The 26,149-nt window shown below is 65.4% G+C and carries 29 protein-coding genes; 17 read left to right on the top strand and 12 right to left on the bottom strand.

Annotated features, from left to right (window positions below; translation table 11 throughout):
* The first annotated feature begins 1 nt into the window (after position 1).
* Positions 2–1,672 (top strand): DUF4166 domain-containing protein, encoded by a 1,671-nt coding sequence (locus ACSQ3Z_RS03805; RefSeq protein WP_436170041.1) that lies wholly within the window; start codon positions 2–4, stop codon positions 1,670–1,672.
* 108 nt (positions 1,673–1,780) lie between these two features.
* On the opposite strand, the gene ACSQ3Z_RS03800 is transcribed toward ACSQ3Z_RS03805, so the two are convergent.
* From ACSQ3Z_RS03800 to ACSQ3Z_RS03790, 3 genes are all read right to left on the bottom strand, one after another.
* A complete protein-coding gene (locus ACSQ3Z_RS03800) occupies positions 1,781–2,146 on the bottom strand; it encodes a DUF1850 domain-containing protein (RefSeq protein WP_436170040.1) in 366 nt (121 codons plus the stop codon).
* On the bottom strand, positions 2,143–4,233 hold the full coding sequence (locus ACSQ3Z_RS03795; protein ID WP_436170039.1) for a TRAP transporter permease: 2,091 nt from the start codon (positions 4,231–4,233) through the stop codon (positions 2,143–2,145). The genes ACSQ3Z_RS03800 and ACSQ3Z_RS03795 overlap by 4 nt, the downstream gene beginning before the upstream one ends.
* A 181-nt stretch (positions 4,234–4,414) precedes the next feature.
* Positions 4,415–5,374 carry a TAXI family TRAP transporter solute-binding subunit gene (locus tag ACSQ3Z_RS03790; RefSeq protein WP_436170038.1) on the bottom strand — a complete coding sequence of 320 codons (960 nt, stop codon included), beginning with the start codon at positions 5,372–5,374 and terminating at the stop codon, positions 4,415–4,417.
* A gap of 318 nt (positions 5,375–5,692) precedes the next feature.
* Here ACSQ3Z_RS03790 and ACSQ3Z_RS03785 point away from each other — a divergent pair, with 318 nt between their 5' ends.
* The 3 genes from ACSQ3Z_RS03785 to ACSQ3Z_RS03775 all read left to right on the top strand — a co-directional run bounded on the left by ACSQ3Z_RS03785 (position 5,693) and on the right by ACSQ3Z_RS03775 (position 7,807).
* Positions 5,693–6,061 carry a YciI family protein gene (locus ACSQ3Z_RS03785; protein ID WP_436170037.1) on the top strand — a complete coding sequence of 123 codons (369 nt, stop codon included), beginning with the start codon at positions 5,693–5,695 and terminating at the stop codon, positions 6,059–6,061.
* A gap of 115 nt (positions 6,062–6,176) precedes the next feature.
* Positions 6,177–6,530, top strand: coding sequence for a YciI family protein (locus ACSQ3Z_RS03780; protein WP_404282113.1), 354 nt, complete (start codon positions 6,177–6,179; stop codon positions 6,528–6,530).
* Positions 6,530–7,807, top strand: coding sequence for an RNA polymerase sigma factor (locus ACSQ3Z_RS03775; RefSeq protein ID WP_436170036.1), 1,278 nt, complete (start codon positions 6,530–6,532; stop codon positions 7,805–7,807). The genes ACSQ3Z_RS03780 and ACSQ3Z_RS03775 overlap by 1 nt, the downstream gene beginning before the upstream one ends.
* A 16-nt stretch (positions 7,808–7,823) precedes the next feature.
* Here ACSQ3Z_RS03775 and ACSQ3Z_RS03770 read toward each other — a convergent pair whose 3' ends face one another.
* On the bottom strand, positions 7,824–8,450 hold the full coding sequence (locus tag ACSQ3Z_RS03770; RefSeq protein ID WP_436170035.1) for a glutathione S-transferase family protein: 627 nt from the start codon (positions 8,448–8,450) through the stop codon (positions 7,824–7,826).
* A 357-nt stretch (positions 8,451–8,807) separates the two neighbouring features.
* Between ACSQ3Z_RS03770 and ACSQ3Z_RS03765 the strand changes: the two genes are divergently transcribed.
* Together ACSQ3Z_RS03765 and ACSQ3Z_RS03760 are read left to right on the top strand one after the other, a co-directional pair.
* Positions 8,808–8,996, top strand: a complete 189-nt coding sequence (locus tag ACSQ3Z_RS03765) for a hypothetical protein (protein ID WP_436170034.1) — start codon at positions 8,808–8,810, stop codon at positions 8,994–8,996.
* Positions 8,997–9,006: 10 nt separating this feature from the next.
* Entirely contained in the window at positions 9,007–10,029 is a 1,023-nt protein-coding gene (locus ACSQ3Z_RS03760) for a LuxR family transcriptional regulator (RefSeq protein WP_436170033.1), read from the top strand.
* A gap of 117 nt (positions 10,030–10,146) precedes the next feature.
* Here the strand turns inward: ACSQ3Z_RS03760 and cysK are convergent, their stop codons facing one another.
* The 5 genes from cysK to hrcA all read right to left on the bottom strand — a co-directional run bounded on the left by cysK (position 10,147) and on the right by hrcA (position 14,927).
* Complete coding sequence (gene cysK, locus ACSQ3Z_RS03755; protein ID WP_436170032.1) at positions 10,147–11,127, bottom strand: cysteine synthase A; 981 nt, start codon at positions 11,125–11,127, stop codon at positions 10,147–10,149.
* Between the two features lie 191 nt (positions 11,128–11,318).
* Positions 11,319–11,936: a LysE family translocator gene (locus ACSQ3Z_RS03750; protein ID WP_436170031.1), complete on the bottom strand. Its 618-nt coding sequence runs from the start codon at positions 11,934–11,936 to the stop codon at positions 11,319–11,321.
* A gap of 86 nt (positions 11,937–12,022) precedes the next feature.
* On the bottom strand, positions 12,023–13,378 hold the full coding sequence (locus ACSQ3Z_RS03745; RefSeq protein ID WP_436170030.1) for a PQQ-dependent sugar dehydrogenase: 1,356 nt from the start codon (positions 13,376–13,378) through the stop codon (positions 12,023–12,025).
* A gap of 96 nt (positions 13,379–13,474) precedes the next feature.
* The gene (locus ACSQ3Z_RS03740) at positions 13,475–13,672 is read right to left on the bottom strand and encodes a hypothetical protein (RefSeq protein WP_436170029.1); all 198 of its coding nucleotides are present in this window, start codon (positions 13,670–13,672) and stop codon (positions 13,475–13,477) included.
* A gap of 172 nt (positions 13,673–13,844) precedes the next feature.
* A complete protein-coding gene (hrcA, locus tag ACSQ3Z_RS03735; protein ID WP_436170028.1) occupies positions 13,845–14,927 on the bottom strand; it encodes a heat-inducible transcriptional repressor HrcA in 1,083 nt (360 codons plus the stop codon).
* Positions 14,928–15,062: 135 nt separating this feature from the next.
* Here hrcA and rph point away from each other — a divergent pair, with 135 nt between their 5' ends.
* The 5 genes from rph (at position 15,063) to ACSQ3Z_RS03710 (ending at position 18,852) form a co-directional block, all read left to right on the top strand.
* Entirely contained in the window at positions 15,063–15,779 is a 717-nt protein-coding gene (gene rph, locus ACSQ3Z_RS03730; protein ID WP_436170027.1) for a ribonuclease PH, read from the top strand.
* A gap of 7 nt (positions 15,780–15,786) precedes the next feature.
* A complete protein-coding gene (locus ACSQ3Z_RS03725) occupies positions 15,787–16,197 on the top strand; it encodes a VOC family protein (RefSeq protein ID WP_436170026.1) in 411 nt (136 codons plus the stop codon).
* Positions 16,197–16,844, top strand: a complete 648-nt coding sequence (gene rdgB, locus ACSQ3Z_RS03720; RefSeq protein WP_436170025.1) for an RdgB/HAM1 family non-canonical purine NTP pyrophosphatase — start codon at positions 16,197–16,199, stop codon at positions 16,842–16,844. Before ACSQ3Z_RS03725 ends, rdgB begins: the two co-directional genes overlap by 1 nt.
* On the top strand, positions 16,841–18,019 hold the full coding sequence (hemW, locus tag ACSQ3Z_RS03715; protein WP_436170024.1) for a radical SAM family heme chaperone HemW: 1,179 nt from the start codon (positions 16,841–16,843) through the stop codon (positions 18,017–18,019). The genes rdgB and hemW overlap by 4 nt, the downstream gene beginning before the upstream one ends.
* A 509-nt stretch (positions 18,020–18,528) precedes the next feature.
* On the top strand, positions 18,529–18,852 hold the full coding sequence (locus ACSQ3Z_RS03710) for a low molecular weight protein tyrosine phosphatase family protein (protein ID WP_436170023.1): 324 nt from the start codon (positions 18,529–18,531) through the stop codon (positions 18,850–18,852).
* Between the two features lie 212 nt (positions 18,853–19,064).
* On the opposite strand, the gene ACSQ3Z_RS03705 is transcribed toward ACSQ3Z_RS03710, so the two are convergent.
* Together ACSQ3Z_RS03705 and ACSQ3Z_RS03700 are read right to left on the bottom strand one after the other, a co-directional pair.
* Positions 19,065–19,253, bottom strand: coding sequence for a hypothetical protein (locus tag ACSQ3Z_RS03705; RefSeq protein ID WP_436170022.1), 189 nt, complete (start codon positions 19,251–19,253; stop codon positions 19,065–19,067).
* Between the two features lie 7 nt (positions 19,254–19,260).
* A complete protein-coding gene (locus tag ACSQ3Z_RS03700; protein WP_436170021.1) occupies positions 19,261–19,464 on the bottom strand; it encodes a hypothetical protein in 204 nt (67 codons plus the stop codon).
* A 211-nt stretch (positions 19,465–19,675) separates the two neighbouring features.
* Between ACSQ3Z_RS03700 and rsmI the strand changes: the two genes are divergently transcribed.
* Together rsmI and ACSQ3Z_RS03690 are read left to right on the top strand one after the other, a co-directional pair.
* Positions 19,676–20,584: a 16S rRNA (cytidine(1402)-2'-O)-methyltransferase gene (rsmI, locus tag ACSQ3Z_RS03695; protein ID WP_436170020.1), complete on the top strand. Its 909-nt coding sequence runs from the start codon at positions 19,676–19,678 to the stop codon at positions 20,582–20,584.
* Positions 20,556–20,954 (top strand): YraN family protein, encoded by a 399-nt coding sequence (locus tag ACSQ3Z_RS03690; RefSeq protein ID WP_436170019.1) that lies wholly within the window; start codon positions 20,556–20,558, stop codon positions 20,952–20,954. The genes rsmI and ACSQ3Z_RS03690 overlap by 29 nt, the downstream gene beginning before the upstream one ends.
* A gap of 278 nt (positions 20,955–21,232) precedes the next feature.
* Here the strand turns inward: ACSQ3Z_RS03690 and ACSQ3Z_RS03685 are convergent, their stop codons facing one another.
* The gene (locus ACSQ3Z_RS03685) at positions 21,233–22,039 is read right to left on the bottom strand and encodes an undecaprenyl-diphosphate phosphatase (RefSeq protein ID WP_436170018.1); all 807 of its coding nucleotides are present in this window, start codon (positions 22,037–22,039) and stop codon (positions 21,233–21,235) included.
* 161 nt (positions 22,040–22,200) lie between these two features.
* Here ACSQ3Z_RS03685 and ACSQ3Z_RS03680 point away from each other — a divergent pair, with 161 nt between their 5' ends.
* The 4 genes from ACSQ3Z_RS03680 (at position 22,201) to mepA (ending at position 26,089) form a co-directional block, all read left to right on the top strand.
* Positions 22,201–22,893, top strand: a complete 693-nt coding sequence (locus ACSQ3Z_RS03680) for a glutathione S-transferase family protein (protein WP_436170017.1) — start codon at positions 22,201–22,203, stop codon at positions 22,891–22,893.
* Positions 22,874–24,034, top strand: a complete 1,161-nt coding sequence (gene queG, locus ACSQ3Z_RS03675; protein ID WP_436170016.1) for a tRNA epoxyqueuosine(34) reductase QueG — start codon at positions 22,874–22,876, stop codon at positions 24,032–24,034. The genes ACSQ3Z_RS03680 and queG overlap by 20 nt, the downstream gene beginning before the upstream one ends.
* Entirely contained in the window at positions 24,031–24,933 is a 903-nt protein-coding gene (locus tag ACSQ3Z_RS03670; RefSeq protein ID WP_436170015.1) for an SDR family oxidoreductase, read from the top strand. Before queG ends, ACSQ3Z_RS03670 begins: the two co-directional genes overlap by 4 nt.
* A gap of 64 nt (positions 24,934–24,997) precedes the next feature.
* A complete protein-coding gene (gene mepA / locus ACSQ3Z_RS03665) occupies positions 24,998–26,089 on the top strand; it encodes a penicillin-insensitive murein endopeptidase (protein ID WP_436170014.1) in 1,092 nt (363 codons plus the stop codon).
* The last annotated feature ends 60 nt before the right edge of the window (positions 26,090–26,149 follow it).

Below are 26,149 nucleotides of genomic sequence, written 5' to 3'. Positions count from 1 at the left end.
TATGAAGGTTCTGATCGTCGGCGGTTACGGAACCTTCGGCGGCCGCATTGTCGAATTGCTGGACAGCGAGCCGCGCCTGACGCTGATCATCGCCGGACGTTCGCCCGCCAAGGCGGGGGCCTATTGCAAACGCCGCGCCGGCGCCGCGGCTCGGCTGGTCCCGGCCGCATTCGACCGCGACGGCGATCTCGCCGCGCAGCTGGCCGCGTTGCGGCCCGATGTTCTGGTCGACGCCAGCGGACCGTTCCAGGCCTACGGCGCGGGTCGCTACCGGCTGATCGAGGCCTGCATCGCGGCACGCGTCAACTATCTCGACCTCGCCGATGGTTCGGATTTCGTCGTTGGCGTTTCCGCCTTCGATGCCCCGGCGAAGGCGGAAGGGCTTTTCGTGCTGTCCGGCGTGTCGAGCTTCCCCGTGCTGACGGCGGCGGTGGTGCGCCGGCTGTCGTCCGCGATGACAAAGGTCGAGGCCATTCGCGGCGGCATCGCGCCGTCGCCGTTCGCCGGCGTCGGCGAAAACGTCATCCGTGCCATTGCCAGCTATGCCGGCCGGCCGGTCGGACTGGTGCGTGACGGTCGCCAGCAACAGGGCCGCCCTCTCACCGAACAGATGCGCACCACGATCGCGCCGCCCGGCCGCCTGCCGCTGAAAAGCACGCTGTTCTCTCTGGTCGACGTGCCGGACCTGCGAGCGCTCGCCGATCTCTGGCCGCAGGCCAAGACCGTCTGGATGGGAGCGGGGCCGGTGCCGGAGGTGCTGCACCGTGCCTTGATCGGCCTTGCCTGGCTGGTGCGCGCCGGACTGGTCCGTTCGCTGTCGCCTTTGGCGCCGCTGATGCATTGGGCGAGCAACCGGCTCAGCTGGGGCGAGCACCGCGGCGGCATGTTCGTTGCGGTCGAAGGCGTGGGCGAGACTGGCCGGCCGGCGAAACGCTCCTGGCACCTGCTGGCGGAGGGCGATGATGGGCCGCTGATCCCGTCGATGGCGGTCGAGGCGCTGGTGCGCAAGATGCTGGACGGGCATGTGCCGGCGCCGGGCGCGCGAGCGGCGGTGCGCGATCTGGAACTCGGCGACTACGAGGCGCTGTTTGCCAGCAAGACGATCCATACCGGTTTCAGTGACGACACCGCCGATGCCTGCAAGCCGCTTTATGCGGGCCTGCTCGGCGACGCCTGGCACGACCTGCCCCTGCAGATCCGCGCCATGCATGACTGCACGACAGAAGCGCAAGGGCGCGCCAGTGTCGAGCGAGGCCAAAATATCCTTAGCCGGCTAGCGGCCTGGTTGGTCGGATTTCCCAAAGCGAATGCCGATGTCCCGGTGCGGGTCCGTTTCGAAATAGATTCGAACGGCGAGACCTGGACGCGGACTTTCGGCACGCACAGTTTTTCCAGCCGCCAGTTCGCCGGGCGTGGCCGCTCCGAGCGGTTGCTGTGCGAGCGCTTCGGGCCGCTGAGCTTTGCGATGGCGCTGGTTGCCGAGGAGAACCGGTTGTCGTTGGTGCTGCGCCGCTGGAGCCTTCTTGGCCTGCCGTTCCCGATGTGGCTCTGCCCGCGCTCGACCTCCTACGAGACGGTCGAGGATGGCCGCTTCCGTTTCCATGTCGAGATCTCGCACCCGCTCACCGGATTGATCGTGCGCTATCGAGGCTGGCTTGAGCCCAAAGCCTGATCCATCCCGACAGGATCGGGTTGGATCGGGCTTTATCCTTTTGTTTGACCATGATCTTTGCCGAAAAACCGGGTTCCACTTTTTGCTGCGCTGACCTTCGGTTCGGGATCATGGCCCGGCGCACGATTCCAGCACGATCGTGTCGCCAGCCGCCTTGCCCAGTTCGCGGCAGCCCTGATCCGTGCACAGCGTCCAGCCTTCGCCGGTCGCGCCGGATGCGGCGAGCACGAGGCGCGGCTGCAGCCCGATCCCGGGCCTGTAGGACCACCAGCCATCCCGCAACACCGCGCCCTCGGGCGGCTCCATGCCGGCGCCGGACCCTTTCACGCGTGCTTCGACGATCTGTAGGCCGGAGGGCGTCACCGTCCAGTCTTCCTGCCAGCGCGTCCATTCCACCGAGTGCGTCCAGGACAGGGTGAAGGCGGTGACGGCCAGCGTCACTGTTTTGCCGGCGGCGAGGATGCAGAGGCTCATGCGGTGCCGGAGGCCTGGCGTGCGCGCCAGACATGCCAGCCGATCCAGATCAGGGAAAGCGTCCAGCCGGCTTCGTCGGTGAGCGGCAGTGCCGCGACCAGCAGCACGCCGGCGGCAAAGGCGACCAGGCGTTCCCACCAGGCCATGCGCCGGACGAGGAAGCCGACGGCGGCCGCACCCCAGAGCACGATGCCCATGCAGGCCTTGACGACGACATAGGCGACCTCGACCGGATAGCCGAACTGGGCGGCGAGCGGGCCGGCATCCTGCAGCATCAGCGCCGGCGTGTAGACCGCCATGAACGGCACGACGAAGCCGGCAATGGCTAGCTTGGTCGCCTGGACGCCGATCTTGAGGCCGCTCTCCTTGGCCATGGGTGCGGCGGCGAAGGCGGCCAACGCTACGGGCGGGGTGAGGTCGGCCATGATGCCAAAATAGAAGACGAACATGTGGCTGACCAGCAGCGGCACGCCGAGCGACAACAGCGCCGGTCCGGCCAGCGACGAGGTGATGATGTAGTTGGGGATGGTCGGGATGCCCATGCCCAGCACCAGGCAGGTGAGCATGGTCAGCACCAGCGACAGGAACAGGTTGCTCTCGCCGATCGAAATGATCCAGCCGATGAAGGTGGAGGCGATGCCGGTGAGCGTCAGCGTGCCGATGACGATGCCGACAATGGCGCAGGCGATGCCGACCGGCAGCGCATTCTTGGCGCCCTCGGCGAGCGAGTCGATGCATATGACAAGTGTCTCGCGGCCGCCCTTGAAGGTGAAGCAGGCGGCGATGAGCGCGGCGATGACGAGGCTGAGGATGTTGACGCCGAATCTCATGAAGGAGGCGGCGGCAAGCCCCAGCGCCAGCCAGAAGACGACGCGGAAGGCGAACGGGCCGATCAGGGCCGCCAGGGGCGTACCGAGGATGAGCACGATGGTCAGCGCCAAGCCCATCGTGCCGGCGAAGATCGGCGTGTAGCCGGCAAACAGGAGATAGACGAGCGCGGCGAGCGGCAGCACCAGCGGCCAGTGTTTCTTCACCGCGTCCCAGGGGTTTGGCAGGTCGGCCTTGGCCATGCCGTGCAGGTTCGCCTTGCCGGCCTCCAGATGCACCTGCCAGAAACAGGCGCCGAAATAGAGCAGCGCCGGGATGATCGCCGCCTTGACCACCTCGGCATAGGGGATGTTCAGCGTCTCGGCCATGATGAAGGCGACCGCGCCCATCACCGGCGGCATGATCTGGCCGCCCATCGAGGAGGTCGCCTCGACGGCGCCGGCGAAGGCCGGGCGGAAGCCGAAGCGCTTCATCAGCGGGATGGTGAACTGGCCGCTGGCCACGACATTGGCGACGCCGGAACCGGAGATGGTGCCCATCAGCGCCGAGGACAGCACGCAGACCTGCGCCGGGCCGCCGCGCCACGAGCCGACCAGGCCCAGCGCGAAATCGTTGAACAGGGCGATCATGCCGGCGCGTTCGAGAAAGGCGGCGAAGACCACGAAGATGAAGATATAGGCGGCCGAAACATAGACCGGCGTGCCGTATATGCCTTCGGTGCCAAAGGCGAAGGTGTCGACCAGCTGGGCGAAATCATAGCCGCGATGGATGAAGGGCGGCGGCAAATGATTGCCGACGAAGCAATAGCCGAGGAAGACGAAGGCGATGACGGCAAGCGGCAGTCCCATCAGCCGCCTGGCGGCCTCGAAGACCAGCACCACCAGCAGCGAACCGACGATCAGGTCCGGCGTGGTCAGGAAGCCGGGACGGCGTATGAGGTCGGCATAGAACACCCAATTGTAGAGCCCGGTGCCGAAGCCGAGCAGGCCGAGCGCCCAGAACGCCGCTTTCGCCGGCAGGCTGCTGGCGCGCAGATTGGCGATCAGGGCAAAGCCGAGCAGCAGCAGGAAGCCGACATGCATCGCACGCACCACCTGGCTGGGCAGGCTGCCATAGGCGGCGACATAGATCTGGAAGGCAGAGAAGGCGATGGCGATGAGAAAGGCGGCCTTGCCGGCGATGCCTTCGCCAAAGCCCGGCGGCAGGCCTTCGATGGGCTCTTCGGCGGTTGGAGAAAGGACGGTCGGCGTTTCGGTCATTGGCGGGCTCCTGGCGAGGCGCTCCCCTCCCCCTTTGAGGCGAGGGTGGACAGCCGCCGAAGGCGGATGGACGGGTGGGGTAGCCTCAACCGCCTCGACCTTTGCCTAAAGGTGGAGCGTGTCGCCGAGAACCCCTCCCCGCACTGCGGGCCACCGTCCCCTCAACGGGGAGGGGGACGGCTTACTTGATGAGCCCTTTCTCCTTGTAATACTTCTCCGCACCCGGATGCAGCGGCACCGGCATGCCGTCGAGCGCCTTGGCCGGATCGATCGCCTTGGCGGCGGCATGGGCGGCGGCAAGCTGGTCGAGATGCTCGAACATCAGCTTGGTCATCTGATAGGCGGTCTCGTCGGAGACGTCGGCGTGGGTGACGAGGAAATTGCCGACGGCGGCGGTGGCGACATCCTCGCTCTGGCCTTCATAGGTGCCCTTGGGGATAACCACCGAAAGATAGGGCGAGCCGATCTTGGCGACGGCATCCGCCGGCACGGCCACGACGTTGATCGGCACAGAGGTGGCGAGGTCGCGGATCGAGGCGACGCCGAGCCCGGCCGACTGCAGCGTCGCGTCGAGCTGGCGGTTCTTGATCAGCTCGACCGATTCGGCAAAGGCCAGATACTCGACGCGGCCGAGATCTTCATATTTCAGCCCGGCGGCGGCGAAGATGGCGCGGGCGTTGAGCTCGGTGCCGGAGGCCGGTGCGCCGACCGACAGGCTCTTGCCCTTCAAATCGGCGAGCGTCTTGATGCCGGACTCCTGGCTGGCGACAATCTGGATGTAGTTGGGGTAGATGGCGGCGATGCCGCGCAGCTTGTCGAGCTTGCCGGGGAAGCCGGCTTCGGTGTTGCCCTCGGCGGCCATCTTGACGGAGTCGCCGAGCGCGAAGGCGATCTCGCCCTTGCCCTGCTGCAAGAGATTGAGGTTCTCGACCGAGGCCTTCGTCGCCTGCACCTGGGTGCGGGCGCCCTCTATGCCCTTGCCGTAGATCTCCGACAGCGCGACGCCGAGCGGATAGTAGACGCCGGAGGTGCCGCCGGTCAGCACGTTGATGAATTCCTGCGCCCCGGCCGGCATCGCGCCAAGGCCAAGCGACAGCGCCATTGCGCCGACAGCAACAAGTTTCGTCCTGAAATTAAGCATCGTGATTTCCTCCCTGAAATAGCGGCGCCGCACTGCCCTCCTCGGCATGAGCGGGGCGAGTTTAGACGGCAGACGGCAAATGCCAACCCGCAATTGCATGCCTTCTATCTGACCATGATCTTTTCCAAAAACCGGCTTCCACTTTTTGGGATCATGGTCTGTGACGAACGGTTGAGTGCTGTCGCGGTGGGCGCCGGCTTGCGCATGATGCGACCAAGGCCGAAAGATTTTCCGGCGCCTGTCGAAATCGGGCGAGGCCGCGCGACATAGGGTCCGGCCCGCAACGAAGCGGCCGATTCGAAAAAACGGGAGAAGACCATGCGTTACATGCTGTTGATCTACAACGACGAAGCCGCAATGGCGAATGCGCCGCGTGAGAGGACCGAGCAGATCCTCGCGGCCTATGGCGCCTATACCGAAGCGTTGAAGAAGTCCGGCGCATGGCTGTCCGGCGACCGGCTGCGCCCGACCCAGGCGGGCGCCTCGGTGCGGATGGCTGACGGCAAGACCAACGTGCTCGATGGCCCCTATGCCGACACCAAGGAGCAACTTGCCGGCTTCTACATGATCGAGGCGACCGACATCGACACGGCCATCGAATGGGCTGGGCGCTGTCCCGCAGCCAGCACCGGCACGGTCGAGGTGCGCCCGATCTGGGAAATGACCGAGTACCTGCCTGAGAAATGATCGAAACGCCGTGACGAATCCGAAGATTTTTGCGGCGCCTGTCGAAATCGGGCGAGGCCACGCGACATAGGGTCGGCCAGCAACGAAGCGGCCTTCGAGAAAACGGGAGAAGACCATGCGATACATGCTTTTGATCTACGTCAACGAAGCCGCGATGGCGGCAGCGCCAACCGAGAAGACCTACGAGATCAGCGCGGCCTATGGCGCCTATACCGAGGCGTTGAAGAAGTCGGGCGCCTGGCTCGCCGGCGACCGGCTGAAGCCGACCCAGGCCGCCACTTCGGTGCGGATGGCCAACGGCAAGACCAACGTGCTCGACGGTCCCTATGCCGACACCAAGGAGCAGCTCGCCGGCTTCTACATGATCGAGGCTGAGGACGCCGATGCCGCTATCGCCTGGGCGGCACGCTGCCCCGCCGCCAGCGCCGGCACGGTTGAGCTGCGGCCGATCTGGGAACAGACCATGTGATGGAAAATGGCCTGGAGATCGCGCGGGCGGCGGCGGAAGCGGCCGCCCGGCAGAGCTACGGCAAGCTGGTCGCCTGGCTCGCCGCCCGCACGCGCGATGTCGCCGGCGCCGAGGACGCGCTGGCCGATGCCTTCGCGGCGGCGCTGGAGCGTTGGCCGAAGGCCGGCGTTCCAGACCGGCCGGAAGCCTGGCTGCTTGCGGTGGCGCGACGGCGCCGGGTCGACGCGATCCGGCGGCGGCTGACCGGCGAGGCGGCCCGCGACCATCTCAGGCTGGTCGCCGAGGAAATGGAGGCGAACATGACTGACGAGGAGCTGCCCGACGAGCGTCTGCGGCTGATGTTTGCCTGCGCCCATCCGGCGATCGAATCGAGCGTACGCGCGCCGCTGATCCTGCAGACCATTCTCGGTTTCGATGCGGCGACGATCGCCTCGGCATTTCTGGTCTCGCCGGCAACGATGAGCCAGCGCCTGGTGCGCGCCAAGAGCCGCATCCGCGAGACCGGCATTCCCTTTCGCGTACCCGAACGGGCCGAGCTTGGCATGCGGCTCGACGCGGTATTGGAAGCCATCTATGCGGCCTTCGCGGAAGGCTGGTCCGATCCGGCCGGCACCGAGACGCAGCGGCGCAACCTCGCCACCGAAGGCATCTGGCTCGGCCGGCTGGTGGCCTCGCTGATGCCGGAGGAACCCGAAGCGCTCGGCCTGCTTTCGCTGATGCTGTTCGCCGAGGCCCGCCGCGCCGCGCGGCGCAGCCCCGAAGGGGATTTCGTGCCGCTTGCCGAACAGGACATCGGGCTGTGGGATGACACGCTGATCGACGAGGCCGAAGCGCTGCTTTCCCGCGCTGCCGCCAAGGCGGTGATCGGCCGTTACCAGCTCGAGGCGGCGGTGCAATCCGCCCATACGGCGCGGCGTCGGAGCGGCCGCACCGACTGGGCGGCGATCCGTCAGCTCTACGACGCCCTGCTGGCGATTGCCGGTTCGCCAGTGGTGGCGATCAACCGCGCCGTGGCGATTGCCGAGGCCGATGGTGCCGCAGCGGGATTGGCAGCACTATACGTGCTGGGCGACGACAAGCGGCTGGGCGACGACAAGCGGCTTGCCGACTACCAGCCCTATTGGGCGGCGCGTGCGGGCCTGCTGGCCAGGCTCGGCCAGACCACGCAAGCCGCACAGGCCTACGACCAAGCGATCGGCCTGGAACGCGACCCGGCCGTGCGCCGCTTCCTGCAACAACGGCGCGCGGAACTCGGCGATGGCGCGACGAAGGGCTGAGCCGTTCGCGCGTTGGTCAGGTCGGCCACATGTCATGTGCAACGTTAAGCTTCTGCATCAGCTCATGATCGCGCAATCTGGCCCACAGCCGCTCCATATCAGGCCAGGCGACGTGAGCCTTCTCGACATCGGGATGCCAGGCCACCAGCATGATGAGATAGATATCGGCCACCGACAGCCGCTCGCCAACCAGCCAGTCACGGCCGGCGAGGGCCTTGTCGAGGATAGCAAAGCCGCGATCCATCTCGGCGACCGCTGCCTGCTTCACTGCTTTCACCCCCTCGGCGTCGGCGGTGTAGCGATGGGCGTAGTAGAACCGCAGGATCGCCGGATAGAGGGCCGACGACATGAACGCCATCCTGCGCAGAAAGTCGGCGCGGGCAGGCGAACCGGCTGCCGGTGCTAGGCCCGCCTCCGGGTGGCGTTCGGCGAGCAGGATGCAGATCGCCGCCGATTCGGTGATCGAGCTGCCATCCGGCAAGGTCAGCACCGGAACCTGGTTCAGAGGGCTGATGTCGAGAAAGGCCGGATCGGGCGGGTCCTTCTTCGGCACGTCGATCTGGTCGAACGGAGCGCCGGCTAGAGCCAGCGCTGCCTCGACGACAAAGCCGCCGCTGCCGGGGCGTGTGTAGAGCTTGTACATAGAATCCTCCGCCGGTCTGCGCAAAGCAGGCGACGGCTATTGGATACGCAAGCCGCATCCCGCTCAAGCGAGCGGCGGCTGTCACAGAGGTTTTTTCGGCAGTCCAGAAAATTCCTCGCGAATCGTCCAGCCCGAGTTCCAGCGGTTTGCTGAACTACCGCATCAGGACCTCGCGTTGGAGAGCCTTGTGGACCGTGTGGGGCAAGCCGCTCGCTGGGCATGCCCACCCGGTGAAGGTGAGCGCTCGTGTCTCCATCCCGGTAGAAACTGGTCCGCTGTCGCTCGCGCGCATGACAGCTGAGAGTGCCCCACCATGCCACGATGCCTGTGATGAAAGCGCCAGCACAGGAGGAAGCCATGGATATCTACAGTCTTGTCGCCACGAACATTCGTTCGAAGGGCCATCCGGTGCCGATGGCCGCCAAGGCCGAAGACCGCTACTACCGGGACCAGGTCGCTCTGCCGCGCTTGAACCCGGGCCTGCTTGGGTCGATCGTCGCGACAACCTGCGCAATCCTGATCCTCGTGGGCATGACTCCGACCTGAGGCTGGTGGCATGCTGCGAGATATCGGCCGTGTTATGCTGCGACCGGACGTTACCGGAGCGCGCACGATGGACGAAAGCGAGGCTGACAAAGCCGCGATCCTGGCGGTGATCCGTGCCGAGACCGAGGCCTGGCTGCAGCGCGACTTCGAGGCACTGGCGAGCCACTGGGTGCAGTCGCCGCCGACCCGGCGGATGGAATCTTTCGCCTCGCTCGGCGTTCGGGTGGACGAAGGCTGGAACGTGATCGCCTCGCGGATCAAGAAGATCGTGGAGCGATTCCCAGAGAAGCAAGCCTTCGAGGGGCGCGTCCGTTGGGAAAAAGTCAACGTCGTCGTGGACGGCAACGTGGCGTGGATGACCTTCGATCAGATCGGCAGTGACACGGGCGAGGATCGCAAGCGCCAGCTCCGGATCCTCCACCGGATCGAGGGCGCCTGGAAGATCGGCTGCATGGTGATGATGGAGAGCAGCGCCGATGAGGCCAACAGCCCAATGATCGAGGTCGACATGGATGCGCGCATACTCTGGACGAACCGGCTGGCGCAGGAGCGGATGCACGGCCATCCGGGACTGGTCGCCGCTGCCGGCAGCCTGCGTGCCCGGCGACGCGAGCGCGACGCAGCACTTCGCGACGCGGTGCGCTTGGCATTCTGCGAGCTGCAGAGCCAGAGGCCACTAAACGTCGCACCGAAACAGGCCTGGGTGGTGGCGCTCGGCGAAGACACAGCGGGGGTACGGCTCCATTGCTGGGTTCTGCTTGAGGACGGCAAGGTGTTCGTTTCATTCGACGATGCCGCGACGGTTGCGCGCCGGATCACAGCGGCGCAGGAAGTCTACGGACTCTCCCCGGCGCAGGTCAGGCTTGCCCGTCTGATCGTCGAGGGCCATGATCTTGCGGCCGCCGCCGATCTCCTGGCGGTTAGCGTCAACACTCTGCGAACCCAGCTACAGCGCATTTTCGACAAGACCGGCGCGCGCAGCCAGGCTGCATTGGTGCGTTCGTTGCTCAGTACTGACGCGCCAAACAGATAAGGCCTGGCGAGCGAATCGCTTGATGCTGGCGGGACAGTGCGCCCCTCTGTTCTGCCGGACATCTCCCCGCAAGGGGGAGATTGATGGCTTCGGCGTCGCGCTCTTGCGTCGAGAAGCCTAAGCGCCCAGCCCGTCGAACAAAATGGTCGACAGATAGCGCTCGGCGAAGGAGGGGATGACCACCACCAGATTCTTGCCCTTGTTCTCCGGCCGCGAGCCGACGACGATCGCCGCCTGAAGGGCCGCGCCCGAGGAGATGCCGACCGGCACGCCTTCGAGACGGGCGACGAGGCGAGCATTGGCGACCGAATCCTCGTTCGAGACCTTGACGATCTCGTCATAGATCGAAGTGTCGAGGATCTTTGGCGCGAAGCCGGCGCCGATGCCCTGGATCTTGTGCGGGCCGGGCTGGCCGCCGGACAGAACCGGCGAGGCTTCCGGCTCGACGGCGACGACATGCACCGAAGGCTTGCGCTGCTTCAGCACCTGGCCGACGCCGGTGATGGTGCCGCCGGTGCCGATGCCGGCGACGAAGATGTCGACCTCGCCCTGGGTGTCGTTCCAGATCTCCTCGGCCGTGGTGCGGCGGTGGATCTCCGGATTGGCCGGGTTCTCGAACTGCTGTGGAATGACGGCGTCGGGCAGCGTGGCGGCCAGTTCGTCGGCCTTGGCGATGGCGCCCTTCATGCCTTTGGGGCCTTCGGTCAGCACCAGTTCGGCGCCGAGCAGCGCCAGCATTTTCCTGCGCTCCACCGACATGGTCTCCGGCATGGTCAGGATCAGCTTGTAGCCCTTGGCGGCGGCGGCGAAGGCGAGCGCGATGCCGGTGTTGCCGGAGGTCGGTTCGATCAGCGTCGTCCTGCCCGGCGCGATCCGGCCCGACGCCTCAAGCGCCTCGATCATGGCGACGCCGATGCGGTCCTTGACCGAAGCGATCGGGTTGAAGAATTCGAGCTTGGCCAGGAGATTGGCGACAACGCCCTTCTCCTTGGCGAATTTGTCGAGCCGCACCAGCGGCGTGTCGCCAATCGTCTCGGTGATCGAATTGTAGACGCGGCCGCGGCCGGGCACGCGCGTGGAAGAGACGGGCTTGTTCATTGGTTTCGCTCCCAGAAGTCAGGCAATTGACATGGTCGGACTAACATAGGCGGACAGAATAGGGCTTTCGGTCGCGCAAGATAGGCTGCGGCTCGAAAATATCCGAGTGGGGTGCTTGCTGAAAACGCTCTCGTCCCGGAAACGCATTTTCCGGATAGCCTGATTTGCGGAATGGATTGGCCGAAACCAGTCTACTGGCGGGCGGCAATCGCCGCCGCGGCCCCGACCATGAAGCCGGCGGCGGTGCGGTTCAGCGCCTTCAACGCCCTTGGCGACTTGAGGAACCAGCGCGCCTTGGCGGCGAGCGCCAGATAGGGCACCAGCACCACCAGGAGCACGACGACGGTGAGCGCGACGAGGATGCCGTAATCGACCAGCGTGATGGTCTTCAGGTCGACGATGGTCGGCGTGATGGCGAGATAGAAGATCATCGTCTTCGGGTTGCCGAGCGTGACGGTGAGGCCGGCGAGGAAGCTCGCCAGCATTCCGCCCTTGCCCTTCTTCGCCTCGACGGTCTCGGGCGTGATGCCGCTGGTCCAGAAGCGCCAGCCAAGGAAGGCGAGATAGGCAACGCCCAGCCATTTGATCGTCACGAAGACCATGCCGAAGGTCTGGGCGACGAAGGCAAGGCCGAGCACCACGGCGGTGAGATAGGTGAGGTCGCCGAGCATCAGGCCGAACGACATGGCCAGCGATGACCGGAAGCCGGAACCGAGGGCGCGCGCGACAAGCGCCGTGACGCCGGGGCCGGGAATGGCGGCGGCGATGCCGAGGGCGGCGCTGTAGGCGATGAAACCGGTGAGGGTCATGGTCCAGCCTTTTGAATGAAGGCGCCTTTTCGCACGAAAGCGCCCAGGCTGTGAACCGGATTCGATTGCACCAGAGGGCGAGCGCCTCAGGTCGGGCCTTCGCCGTAGGTGACGCGCCAGATGGTGCCGTTGCCGTCTTCGGTGACGATCAGCGAACCGTCTTTAGCCACCGCAACGCCAACCGGCCGACCCCAGACCGCGTCGTCGGCGATGACGAAGCCGGTCATGAAGTCCTCATACTCGCCGGTCGGCTTGCCGTCCTTGAATTTCAGCCGCACCACCTTGTAGCCCGTCCTGATGTCGCGGTTCCAGGAGCCGTGCAGGGCGACGAAGGCATCCCTCTGATACTCGGCCGGAAAGCTCTTGCCGGCGTAGAAGGCGATGTTGAGCGGCGCCGAATGCGCCTGCATCAGCACGTCGGGCACGGTCACCTTGCCGGCGAGGTCAGGACGCTCGCCCTGGTGGCGCGGATCCTCGTTGTTGCCGATGTAATACCAGGGCCAGCCATAGAAGCCGCCATCCTTGACCGTCGTCGCATACTCGAACGGGACATTGTCGCCGAGTTCGTCGCGCTCGTTGACGACGCACCAGAGCGCGCCGGTGGCCGGCTGCACGGTCATGCCGGAGCAGTTGCGCAGCCCGGTGGCGAAGCTGCGCCGGTTCTTGCCGTCTGGATCGAAGGCGAGAACGTCGGCGCGGCCTTGCTCGGAGCTCCACGCCGCGCCCAGCGGCTGCGATTTCGCCCATTGCTCGAGCCCGCCCTCCGGTTCCCTGCCGATATCCTCGGCAGCATTGGAGCCTGAGCCGACCGACAGATAGAGCGTCTTGCCGTCGGGCGAGAAGACGATGTCGCGGGTCCAGTGGTGGCTGGAGGGGATGTCGGCGACGATGGTTTCCGGCTCGCCGGACGCCTGCAGGTCGCCGTCACGATAGGCAAAGCGCACGACGCCATTGCTGTTGGCGACATAGACCCATTGCGGCTTGTCGCCCGGCGGGTAGAAGGCAATGCCATAGGGCCGGTTGAGGCCCTTGGCGAAGGTGGTTTCCTCGGCAGGCTTGGCGCTGCCCTCGGTGAGACGGTAGACGCGTATCTGGTTGGCCTTGCTGTCGGCGACGAAGAGGTCGCCGTTCGGCGCCATGCGCACGACACGCGGATTGTCGATGCCGGAGGCAATCAACTCTACCGAAAAGCCCGGCGGCAGAATTGGCTTGGCGCCTTCGGGACGATCGGCCAGACCGGCGCCTTTGGACGCGGATTCGGTGAGGTAAGGGGCCTGCATATCATCAGGCCTGATCAGTCGGCGCACGCCCGGCCTGTCGGCCTTCCAGTCGCCGAAGGCGGCTTTGCCTTCCAACAACGGCTGTTCCGCCTGTTGCGCGAAGCTGCTGGGGACGACAAACAGAGTGGCGACAAATGCCGCCAGACCGACACGTCGGATCATGGCATTCTCCGGTTCACCTTGACCAGCGAAACGGGCAGACCCGCCAGCTTGTTCCGAGCAGGGCCTCGGCACACGGGGATTTGAAGGATCGCCGGTTCAGGTCCCGGCAGCGTAGAAATCGTCGTCGAGACGCTTTTCCAGTTCAACGAGATCGGCCGGCAGCGGCAGGCCCATGGCGCGCAGCTCCCTCAGCTTTTCGCGCAGCTGTTCCTGCACCTCATGCTGGTCCTCGGGCTGGTTGATCATTTCCTCGAGCAGCAGGCTGATCTGGGCCTTCAATGATTCCAGCGCCATTCTTTTTCTCCTCGGCAGCCTGTTCGTTCCAAGGTGTGTTGAGATTCGGGTCAGGCCGCGCCGAAAATGGTGGTTTCCGAGAACCGGAGCGGAGCGTACTTTTGGGTACGTGAGCACCGGAAGCGCAGGAACCCGCCATTTGCAGGCCGGTCTCACCCGAATATCGATACACCTAGCGCAGCATGCGCGAAATGAGCTGCGCCGTATAGTCGACCATCGGCACTATGCGGGCGTAGTTCAGGCGCGTCGGGCCGATGACGCCGAGCGCGCCGACGACGCGGGCGTCCTTGTCGCGATAGGGCGCGACGACCAGCGACGAGCCGGACAGCGAAAAGAGCTTGTTTTCCGAGCCGATGAAGATGCGCACGCCAGGCCCTTCCTCGGCAAGGTCGAGCAGCTGGACCAGCCCGTCCTGCGTCTCCAGGTCCTCGAACAGATGGCGCAGCAACTCGATATCGGCCTGGGCGGTGACGTTTTCCAGCAGATTGGCGCGGCCGCGCACGATGAGGCGCGCCGGCAGGCCGCTGTCGGCGCCTGCCCAGACCGCCAGGCCCTTCTCGACCAGGTCCTGCGACAGCGTGTCGAGGGCGGCCCTGGTCTCTTCCTTGATACGGGCGATCTCGATGCGCGCCTCGGCCAGCGTCCGGCCACGGATATGGGCGTTGAGGAAGTTCGAGGCCTCGTGCAATTGCGAGACGGTGGTGCCGGCGGGCAGGTCGACGACGCGGTTCTCGACATCGCCGTTCTGCGACACCAGCACGGCCAGCGCCTTGGTCGGCTCGAGCTGGATGAACTCGATATGCTTGAGCGCCACTTCGTTCTTGGCGGCGAGCACCAGGCCGGCGCCGCGCGACATGCCCGACAGCATCTGGCTGGCCTCGGTCAGCATATGCTCCAGCGTCGCGCCCGAGCCGGAGGCCCGCACCTGCGCCTCGATGATGCGGCGCTCCTCGTCGGAAAGGTCGCCAAGCTCCATGAAGGCGTCGACGAAGAAGCGCAGGCCGGTCTGCGTCGGCAAACGTCCGGCCGAGATATGCGGCGCATAGATCAGGCCGAGATGCTCGAGGTCGCTCATCACATTGCGGATGGTCGCCGGCGACAGCGACGAGGGCAGTATGCGCGACAGGCTGCGCGAACCGACCGGCTCGCCATCCCTGAGATAGGAATCGACGATGCGCCGGAAAATGTCGCGCGAACGCATGTCCAGTGACTGGAGCACCGGCGACTGCGACGCGGGATCGACTGCCTTGGTCATTCGGGCCAAAAACCTCCGGTTCAAATATAGACTTAGGCCGTGCCCGCGCAACCCGGTCCATTTTCCTTTGCGCCATGGGCCGCATGCGTCTACAAGCCGCCCACGACCCCGGAAAACCAGAAGAAAGAGGCCTGAATGCGCCCCTCCAAACGCCAAGCCGACGAAATGCGCGCCATCTCCTTCGAGCGCGGCGTCTCCAAACACGCCGAGGGCTCGTGCCTGGTGAAGTTCGGCGACACGCATGTCCTGTGCACGGCGAGCCTGGAGGAAAAGGTGCCGGCCTGGATGCGCAATTCCGGCAAGGGCTGGGTGACGGCCGAATATGGCATGCTGCCGCGCTCGACCGGCGAGCGCATGCGCCGCGAGGCCTCCGCCGGCAAGCAGGGCGGCCGCACGCTGGAGATCCAGCGGCTGATCGGCCGCTCGTTGCGCGCCGTGGTCGATTTGCAGGCGCTGGGCGAGCAGCAGATCACCGTCGACTGCGATGTCATCCAGGCCGATGGCGGCACCCGCACGGCGTCGATCACCGGCGGCTGGGTGGCGCTATACGATTGCCTGCGCTGGATGGAAGCGCGGCAGATGGCCAGCGTCGCCAAGGTGCTGAAGGACCATGTCGCGGCGATTTCCTGCGGCATCCATGACGGCCAGCCGGTCATCGATCTCGACTATCTCGAAGATTCATCGGCCGGGACCGACGCCAATTTCGTCATGACCGGCAAGGGCGGCATCGTCGAGATCCAGGGCACGGCCGAGGGCGAGCCCTTCTCGGAAGACCAGTTCGCCGCGCTGATGGGCCTGGCCAAGAAGGGCATCCAACGCCTGGTCAGCCTGCAGCAGATGGCTGTCGCATAGGCTTTCCATGAGACCTTCCGCCATCCTCGAATCGGCCCTCTACGTCACCGATTTGGCTGCCACGGAAGCCTTCTATCGCGACGTGCTCGGGCTCGAGGTGCTCGGCAAGGTCGAGGGCAGGCATGTGTTCTTCCGCTGCGGTTCCGGAGTGCTGCTGCTCTTCAACGCCGAGGCCACCAAGGTACCGCCGGCGCCCGATGCCAGGCTGAAGGTGCCGCCGCATGGCACGGTCGGCGATGGCCACCTCTGCTTTGCCGCGAGCGCCGACGAGATCGCCGGCTGGCGGCAACATCTCGCGGCGAAGAAGATCGCCATCGAAAGCGAGTTCGAGTGGCCGCAAGGCGGGCGTTCGATCTATATACGCGACCCCTCCGGCAATTCGATCGAATTCGCCGAACCAAGGATCTGGGGCCTCTGATGCATTCGCTCAACGGACAAAAGATCGTCGTCGCCAGCCACAATGAAGGCAAGCTGCGCGAATTCTCCGACCTGATGGCGCCGTTCGGCTTCGAGGCGAAATCCGCCAAGGAGTACGGCCTGCCGGAACCGGACGAGACCGGCACAACCTTCGAGGAGAACGCCTACATCAAGGCCTTTGCCGCCGCCAAGGCGACCGGCCTGCCGGCGCTGTCTGACGATTCCGGCCTCTGCGTCGACGCGCTCGACGGCGCGCCCGGCGTCTACACCGCCAATTGGGCAGAGACGCCGGACGGTTCGCGCGATTTCGGCATGGCCATGCAGCGCACGGAAGTCGCGCTGCAGGAAGTCGGCGCGGTCGATCCGGCGCAGCGCAAAGGCCGCTTCGTCGCTGTCATCTGCCTGGCCTTTCCGGATGGCGATGCCGAGTATTTCCGCGGCGAGGCCGAAGGCACAATGGTGTGGCCGCCACGCGGCACGCTCGGTTTCGGCTATGACCCGGTGTTTCTGCCGGACGGTTTCGAAAAGACTTTCGGCGAAATGAGCGCCGAGGAGAAGCATGGCTGGAAGCCCGGCCAGCCGACGGCCCTGTCGCACCGCGCCCGCGCCTTCCAGAAATTCGCGCGCGCCCGGCTCGGTTCGGCATGATTGGGCACGGCACGACCATGCAGCTCGACCGCGGCCCCGGCTTCGGCGTCTACATCCATTGGCCGTTCTGCGCGGCCAAGTGCCCCTATTGCGACTTCAACAGCCATGTTCGCCACCAGCCCGTCGACCAGGAGCGTTTTGCGCGCGCCTTCGAGACAGAGCTGGCGACGATGCGCGCCCGCACCGGGCCGCGCGAGGTGACCAGCATCTTCCTCGGCGGCGGCACGCCTTCGCTGATGAAGCCGGAAACCGTGGCGACGGTGCTCAACGCGGTGGCGAAGAACTGGACGGTGCCTGAGGGCATCGAGGTGACGCTGGAGGCCAATCCTTCATCGGTCGAGGCCGAGCGCTTTCGCGGCTATCGTGCGGCCGGCGTCAACCGTGTGTCGCTCGGCGTGCAGGCGCTGAACGACAAGGATCTGCGCTTCCTCGGCCGGCTGCACAACGTCGACGAGGCGCTGCACGCCATCGGGCTCGCGCGGGAAATATTCCCCCGCCTCTCGTTCGACCTGATCTATGCGCGGCCGGGCCAGACGCCGGAGGCCTGGCAGGCGGAGCTCGAACAGGCGATCGGCCATGCCGCCGACCATCTGTCGCTCTACCAGCTGACCATCGAGGAAGGCACGCCGTTCCATGCGCTGCATGCGGCCAAGAAATTCACCATTCCGGACAACGACCACGCCGCCGACCTCTACGCGCTGACGCAGGAGGTGACATCGGCGCATGGCTTGCCGGCCTACGAGATATCCAACCACGCCAGGCCGGGTGCCGAGAGCCGGCACAATCTGACCTACTGGCGCTATGGCGAATATGTCGGCGTCGGCCCCGGCGCGCATGGCCGCTTCGTCGAACACGGCCACCGCGTGGTGACGATCGCCGAGCGGATGCCGGAGACCTGGGCCAATCTGGTCGAAGCCAAGGGCCATGGCGTTACCGGCGGCGAGATCCTGACGCGCTCGGAAGAAGCCGACGAGTTCCTGCTGATGGGGCTGCGGCTGGCCGAAGGCATCGACCTTTCCCGCTACGAGGCGTTCTCCGGGCGCGGCCTCTCGAGCACGCGGCTCTCGGTGCTGCAGGGCGAAGGGCTGGTGGCGCCGATCGGCAATGCCCGGCTGCGCGTCACGCCGGCCGGCATGATCGTGCTCGACGCGGTGGTGGCGGATCTGGCGCGGTAAACGCAGAGTGCCAAGTGGCTGGACTGTGATTGGCAATTTATCGGCTCGAGCAAGGATGCTAGACGTTCGGCTTGCTTAGCTGGAAGGCCATTTGCGCCGCATCCAATATGGGGCCTGCCATGAAGTTCCTGATACACGAGACGCTGCGGACATTGAACACGGATGATGTGTTCGAGTTTGGACTAACCGAGATCTTGAGATCTCCAGAACATGACGACCTCTTTGAGGCTCAGGCGATTTTCATCAGGAACGCAAAGGTCACATCCAAGTTAAAATTGACCCACTTGAGCGAATTCAGCGTCGTACTCAGCTTCATAACATATATCGGAAGTAAGCTTCGAGGAATTGCCAAGGATGAGTTGGTCGAGTTTGATCTGAATGGGCTGACGTTTGATCAGTACATCCCTCTAACCAAAACGATACGCGAGATATGGGATGAGTAATTGCCTTCGGCAGAGCACAATTTGGTTTTCCGGCCGAGGCAATAGCCAAACTAACGATCGCAGCCAGTGAAAAACGTCCTTTTTGTCTGCAGCCAGAACCGCTTGCGCAGCCCGACGGCAGAGCAGGTGTTTTCCACGCGCCGGGACATTGAGGTCGCATCAGCCGGCACTAATCATAATGCCGACAACCCGCTGACGCATGAACTGGTCGCCTGGGCCGACATCATCTTCGTCATGGAGAAGACGCACCGCGCCAAACTGCAGAAGAAGTACAAGGCGAGCCTGAAGAAGGCTCGGGTCATCTGCCTCGATATTCCGGACGACTATGAATTCATGGACCCGGAGCTGGTTCGGCTTCTGGAGGCGAAGGTCGCGCGATATCTCGGTTGAAGGACGTGTCCAAGCGTTCGCCACGCCTTCGTCATCCTCGGGCGAGTATCCATGCCGCTACGTCAGCCCGGGGGATGCTGCGGAACGGATTCTGCACCGCAGCGACGCTTTGACGTCACGGCATGGATCCCAGGGTCTGCGCCGCGTCGCTTCGCTCCTTGCTTCGCCTGGGATGACGAAGAGAGAGCTGTTCTCCGCTGATCTTAGTAGGTTTAGGCGTCGTGCTTGAAACGACGCTTGCCGCGATCCTTCTCGGCATGCGCCTCTCCGTTTCGGGCCGGCTTGGCGTCGGCCTTGTCGCGGCGGACGCTGTGCTGGTCGTTCATCGGATGCGGTGGTACGGCTTCTCTGGCGGTTTTCGTTTCAAGGCGGGTGATGAAGATATCGAAGCGATTGGGCATCGTCCGGTCAGTGCTCCGTCGTGCTGTCGGTTTCGGTCTCGATTATGGTCCTCGGCTCGGACAGCAGGCGGCGCAAAAGCCGCTGCCTGACTTCCGCGCTATCGGCATCATTTTGAGCTTTGACCGGCCGGCTTTTGTCTCGCCTCGCGGCAAAGCGCTTGCGCCCGGCATAGTAAGGCTCGAAAGCGTCCTGTATCTTCAGGCTGTCCATCCTGTCCTCCTCCCGAGACGTTTGGACCAACGGTGCTAGAGCATGCTTTGCGCGCCTAAGGCACGCGCGGCGCTCTAGCCGATAAATTCGCCGGGCTTGGTTTCGTTCCCTACTGTGGCAAAGGCATGGCGGTCCGCATTACATCGTCGTCACGTTTTGCAACCGGGCGTGCGCCGTGCCAAACAGGACAAATGCACGCAAGAGGGTACCGGTGACCGGCGACAAACGCAGCTATGTGATCGGGCAGACCGAGATACCGGCGCGGCCACTCGAGCCGGCGCTCTATCTGGTGGCGACGCCGATCGGCAATCTTGCCGACATCACGCTGCGCGCGCTGGAGACGCTGGCCGCCGCCGACATCGTCGCCTGCGAGGACACGCGCGTCTCGCGCGTGCTGCTCGATCGCTACGGCATCCGCCGCCGCACCACCGCCTATCACGAGCACAATGCCGGCGAGGCCGGGCCGAAGCTGATCGCGGCGCTCGAAGCCGGGCAGAGCGTGGCGCTGATCTCGGACGCCGGTACGCCGCTGATCTCCGATCCCGGCTACCGGCTGGTCGGCGAGGCGCTGGACCGCGGCCTCCGCGTCGTGCCGATCCCCGGGCCGTCGGCCGCACTCGCCGCGCTGACGGCGTCCGGCCTGCCGTCCGACGCCTTCCTGTTCGCCGGCTTCTTGCCGGTTAAGACCGGGCAGCGGCTGACGCGGCTGGAGGCGCTGAAAGCCGTGCCGGCGACGCTGATCTTCTTCGAATCGCCGCGCCGGCTGGCCGAGACGCTTGGCGCCATGGTCGCGGCGCTGGGCGGCGCCCGCAAGGCGGCGATCGGCCGCGAGCTGACCAAGACTTTCGAGGAGATGCGGACCGGCACGCTGGAAAAGCTCGCCGATCACTATGCGGCGGCCGACACGCCGAAGGGCGAAATCGTCATCTGTGTCGGCCCGGCCGAGGCCAGGGCCGACGAGCCTGAAGACATCGACAGGCTGCTGCTGTCCCTCGCCGCCGAAATGCCGGCCTCGAAGGCTGCGGCGGAAGCGGCAAAAATGACCGGTGGCCAGAAGCAGGCGCTGTACCGGCGGCTGCTCGAGCTCCGGGATGCCGGTGGAGGCGAGGGTGGCGACTAAGCGCCAGGCTCTTCACCGCCGGCAGGCCTATCGACGCGGCCATCGCGGCGAATGGCTGGCGGCGGCGGCACTGATGCTGAAAGGCTACCGGATCCTCGCCCGCCGACATCGCACCAAACTCGGCGAGATCGACCTGATCGCCCGGCGCGGTGACCTGGTGCTGTTCGTCGAGGTCAAGGCACGCCGCTCGCTGATGGAGGCGATGGAGGCGATCGCCCACAGTTCCGAGCGCCGCATCGAGGGCGCGGCCGACCTCTGGCTGTCGCGCCAGCCCGATTATGGAAAACTGTCGGTGCGCTTCGACATGGTGGCGGTGCTGCCCTGGCGCTGGCCGGTGCATGTCGAGAATGCGTTTTACGGGCGGAACTAGGGGAGGCCGCTGTTACCTTCGTCATCCTGGGGCGAAGCAGGAGCGAAGCGACGTCGCGGAGACCCCAGGATCCATGCCGTGACCTGGAAGCGCTTCTGCGGTGCAGAACCTGAAGGACGTCCCACCTGCGATGGCGAGCCTGGCAAAAGCTATTCTTGACCGTTGCGTTCTTCGGCCCACGTCACGGCATGGATCCTCGGGTCTGCGCTGCGTCGCTACGCTCCTTGCTCCGCCCGTGGATGACGAAGGCATGTGAGCCCTCGTCGCCAGGTTGACGCTCACCCCCAGATCATCAACGCCACCAACCCGAGGCCGCCGACCACCAGCCGCCACCAGCCGAATAGCGAATAGCCGTTGCGCGAGACGTAATCGAGCAGGAAGCGGACGACGATCAGCGCGGTGACGAAGGCGGCGACGAAGCCGACGGCGATGATCGGCAGGTCGGCGCTGCTCAGCACGTTGCGGTTCTTGAACAGGTCGAAGGCGAAGGCGCCGACCATGGTCGGGATGGCGAGGAAGAAGGAGAATTCCGCCGCCGCCCGCTTGTCGACGCCGAGCAGCAGCGCGCCGACGATGGTCGAGCCCGAGCGCGAGGTGCCGGGGATCAGCGACAGGCACTGGAACAGGCCGATCTGCAGATAGAGCCGGGTCGGAAAACGTTCGACGTCACGGTAGGCGGGCTTGAGGTTCATACGGTCGACCGCCAGCAGCACGACACCGCCGATGATCAGCATGATGCAGATCAGCCGTGGCGATTCGAACAGGATGGTCTTGATGAAATCGTGCGCCAGCGCGCCGATGATGGCCGCCGGCAGGAAGGCGATGAGGATGCCGATGACGAAATGCCGCGTCAGCCTGTCATGCGGCAGGTCGAGCAGCATTTGCCACAGACGGCGGAAATAGACGCTGAGGATGGCCAGGATGGCGCCGAGCTGGATCAGGATCTCGAAGGCCTTGCCGGTCGAGTGGAAGCCGAGAAAATGGCCGGCAAGCAGGATATGGCCGGTCGAGGAGACCGGTATGAACTCGGTCAGGCCCTCCAGAAGACCGAGCAACAGGGCTTCGACGATGGTCTGGCTTTCCATGGCAACCTCGGGATTTGCGGGCGGGCTTGGGAGAAGGGCTTGCTTGTCATGGCGCGGAAGTCCCCCTATAGGTCGCAGCACCCTGACGGTCCGCTTTGCGGGCGGCCAAGACTTACCGGCGCGGCCGGCGATTCGCCAGTGCGCCTTATTATCGCGGGACCATGCTGACGCTCTTCCACCATCCGATGTTCGCCACCTGCCGGTTCGTCCGCCTCGCCTTTGGCGAATATGGCGAGGAGCTGGCGCTGATCGAAGAAAAGCCGTGGACGCGGCGCAAGGAGTTTTTGGCGCTGAACCCGGCCGGAACCTTGCCGATCCTGCTTGCCGAAGGCGACGTGCCGATCGTCGGCGCCATGGTGATCGCCGAATATCTCGACGAGACGCGCGGCGTCCTGAAGCGCGACAAGAGGCTGTTTGCCGAAGACCCGATGGAACGTGCCGAAATCCGGCGGCTGACCGACTGGTATCTCAGCAAGGCCGAAGGTGAAGTCACAAGACACCTGGTGCGCGAGCGCGTGCTGAAGCCGGTGATGCCGGAGACAGCGGGCGGCGGCTCGCCCGATTCGGGCGCGATCCGGGCTGCCCGCGCCAACATCCGCCAGCACATGAAATACACCAACTGGCTGGCCGGCACCCGCCACTGGCTGGCCGGCAACAAGGTGACCTATGCCGACCTCGCGGCGGCGGCGGCGCTGTCGGTGCTCGACTATCTCGGCGAGATCGACTGGCGCGAACACGCAGCGGCGCGCGAATGGTATACGCGGGTGAAATCGCGGCCATCGTTCCGGCCGCTTCTGTCCGACCGGGTGCGCGGCCTGTCGCCGGTGTCACATTATGCGGACCTCGACTTCTGACGCCGTAAAACTGCGCGCGCTGATCGACCGCGAGGCGCAGCGCGCCGGCTTCGATGCCGTCGCCGTCACCACGCCCGACGCGATCCCTCTGGCGCCGGCCCGGCTCGCCGAATTCATCGCCGACGGTTTCCATGGCTCGATGGGCTGGATCGCCGAAACGCTCGAGCGCCGGGGCGAACCGGCGGCGCTGTGGCCCGAGGTGCGCTCGATCGTCGTGCTGGCGATGAATTATGGCCCCGACCGCGATCCGCGCATGCTGCAGTCGAAGCGCGACCGTGGCGCGATCTCCGTCTATGCGCAGAACCGCGACTATCACGAGGTGATGAAGGGCCGGCTGAAGGAGATCGCCGGCAAGATCGTCGCCCGCGCCGGCGGCGACGTGAAAGTGTTCGTCGATACAGCACCGGTGATGGAAAAGCCGCTCGCCGAAGCCGCCGGGCTCGGCTGGCAGGGCAAGCACACCAATCTGGTCAGCCGCGAACACGGCTCGTGGCTGTTTCTCGGTACCATCTTCACGACGGCCGCGCTTGCGCCCGATACGGCGGAGGACGACCATTGCGGTTCCTGCCGCGCCTGCCTCGATGCCTGCCCGACCGATGCCTTCCCGGCGCCCTACCGGCTCGATGCGCGGCGCTGCATTTCTTATCTCACCATCGAGAACAAGGGGCCGATCCCCCTCGAATTCCGCGAGAAGATCGGCAACCGCGTCTATGGCTGCGACGATTGTCTTGCCGCTTGTCCGTGGAACAAGTTCGCCCGCGCCGCGTCAGAGGCGAAGCTTGTCGCCCGCGCGGATCTGCGCGAGCCGCCGCTTGCGGAGCTCTTGCTGCTCGACGACGCTGCTTTTCGCTCGTTCTTTACCGGTTCGCCCATAAAACGCATCGGCCGCGACCGCTTTGTCCGCAACGTGCTGATCGCCGCCGGCAATTCCGGCGATCCTTCGCTGGCCGGTTCGGTGCGCGAATTGCTCGGCGATGCCTCGCCGCTGGTGCGCGGCGCGGCGGTGTGGGCGCTGTCGCGGCTTGTGCCCGAGACCGAGTTCGCCGAACGTGCCGCAGCCGCGGCACAAACCGAACGCGACGAGGCTGTGCGCCGCGAATGGCTTCTGGCGCAGTCAAATCCAATCGAGATGCATGCATGACCGAAAAGCATATCCTCATCTTCGGCGCCGGCTACTCCGGCAAGGCTTTTGCGCGGGCCAACAGCGATGCGGCGCTGATTTTCGGCACCACCCGCTCGCCGGAGAAGTTTGAAGCACTCCGGCAGGCCGGCGTCACGCCGTTGCGCTTCGACGGCGTGCTGACCCCAGAGATCGGCGCGGCCTTGAGGACAACCACCCACCTCATCGTCTCGGTGGCGCCGGAAGAGGTCGGCGATCCCGTGCTGAATGCCGCGCGCCAAGCAATCATGACCATGCCGGCGCTCGAATGGATTGGCTATCTCTCCACCGTCGGCGTCTATGGCGACCATGGCGGCAGCTGGGTGGACGAGACCGCCGAATGCCGGCCCGTGTCCAAACGTTCGGTGATGCGGGTGGCCGCCGAAAAGGATTGGCTGAAGCTCGGCCAGGAGACCGGCCGGCCGGTGGCGATCCTGCGGCTCTCCGGCATTTATGGGCCTGGCCGCAACGCGCTGGTCAACCTGGCCGACGGCACGGCGCGGCGGCTGGTCAAGCTGGGCCAGGTGTTCAACCGCATCCATTGCGACGACATTGCCGGCGCGCTCTGGCATCTCATTGACCACAATCTGGGTGGCATCTTCAACGTCACCGACGATCTACCGGCGCCGCCGCAGGACGTCGTCGCCTATGCCGCCTCGCTGATGGGTATCGAACCGCCGCCGGAAATTCCGTTTGAGACCGCCCAACTTTCGCCCATGGCGCGCTCCTTCTATGGCGAGAACAAGCGTGTCGCCAACACGGCAATCAAGGCGGCGGGCTACAGCTTCCGCTTTCCCGACTACCGGGTGGCGTTCGACCATATGTGGGCCGATGGCAACTGGCGCGAGGGCGAAGCGCGCAGCCCGATGAAGCGCTCGTGATCGAAGCGCCGGTCGTGGTATGATTCGCCATGGTTCGCGGCCCGTTGCGGAGGGGATCGGTTTCATGACGATTTCGATGCGATCATTGCCCGGCAGACGGCCGTTCCTGACGGCGATGATGTCCATCCTTGCCCTCACCGGGCTTGTCGCGGGCGCGCTGACGGCCGAGCCGCGGGCAAAAGACCTGTTCGGCGCCAAGAAGCTGCCGGCGGTGGCGGCGGCGCAGTCCTTCGGCTTCTATTCCAAGGGCTGCTTTGCCGGCGGCGTCGCCATCCCCATGGACGGGCCGACCTGGGAAGTGATGCGGCCGTCGCGCAACCGGCGCTGGGGCCATCCGGCGATGATCGCGCTGGTCGAGAAATTGTCGCGTGACGCTCACGCCGACGGCTGGCCGGGGCTGTTGATCGGCGACATCTCGCAACCGCGTGGCGGCCCGATGCTGACCGGTCATGCCTCGCACCAGATCGGCCTCGACGCCGACATCTGGCTGACGCCGATGCCCAGTCGCCCGCTTTCGACCAGCCAGCGCGAAGAGATGAGCGCCACCCTGATGGTCGATGAGAAGACCCATCTGGTGAAGGACGCGCTGTGGAAGCCGATGCATACGCGGCTCCTCAAGCGCGCCGCCAGCTACCCGGAAGTCGAGCGCATCCTGGTCAATCCCGGCATCAAGAAGAAGCTCTGCGACACCGTCACCGGCGACCGCTCCTGGCTGCGCAAGATCCGGCCGTTCTGGGGCCACGACTACCACTTCCACATGCGTATCGGCTGCCAGCCGGGTTCGCCCAATTGCAAGGGGCAGGAAACGACCCCGGCTGACGACGGCTGCGGCAAGCCGCTGGCCTGGTGGTTCACCGAGGAGCCGTGGCGGCCCAACAAGAACCCGGATGCGCCAAAGGCGCGCGACATCATGACGATGGCGAACCTGCCCAGGCAATGCCAAACCGTGCTCGACGCGCCGGCTCCGGCCTCGGCGGAAGCCGCCACCTATCATAGTGGCGGCGCGCCGATCGCTGTCGCCGCCGAGCCTGCGGAAGCGCTGCCGACGGCAACGACAGTGCCAAGCGACGCGGCGGCGCTGCCCGCCTCGGCAAGCGCGTTCGCGCCGACACCCGAGATCGGCATCCCACTGCCGCGACCGCGGCCGGGAAACTGACGCGGAAGCGGCTTTCCCTTTCCGAAGTCATGCGCTAGTCACGAGAAACAGCGGCGGACT

It is taken from the genome of Mesorhizobium sp. LjNodule214, assembly GCF_964252735.1.
Classification (GTDB): Bacteria; Pseudomonadota; Alphaproteobacteria; order Rhizobiales; family Rhizobiaceae; genus Mesorhizobium.
Note: the sequence above shows the minus strand (reverse complement) of the source record. Positions and strands in the feature narration are given on the sequence as shown.